Raw genomic sequence first — 334 nt, 5'->3', positions numbered from 1 at the left:
TGGCGCTGATCTTCGGCGCGCTGGTGGTCGGCGGCGGCATCGGCGCCGTCGTGGCAAAACGGGTCGAGATGACCAAGATGCCCGAACTGGTGGCCGCCATGCACTCGCTGATCGGTATGGCCGCGGTCTGCATCGCCGTGGCCGTGGTGGCCGAGCCGTCGGCATTCAGCATCACGCCGCCGGGCTCGCACGATATCCCGTTTGGCAATCGCATCGAACTGTTCATCGGCTGCTTCGTCGGCGCCATCACCTTCTCCGGTTCGGTGATCGCCTTCGGCAAGCTGTCGGGCAAGTACAAGTTCCGCCTGTTCCAGGGCGCGCCGGTGTCCTTCGC

General features: G+C 65.9%; 1 protein-coding gene. It reads left to right on the top strand.

Annotated elements, in window-relative coordinates:
- A partial coding sequence (locus AC1DQ3_RS36900) for an NAD(P)(+) transhydrogenase (Re/Si-specific) subunit beta (RefSeq protein ID WP_477125011.1) occupies positions 1–334 on the top strand: 334 nt, incomplete at both ends.

Source organism: Cupriavidus sp. 01T418 (assembly GCF_056398885.1).
The sequence above is the reverse complement of the archived record's forward strand: the minus strand, read 5'-3'. Positions and strand labels throughout refer to the sequence as shown.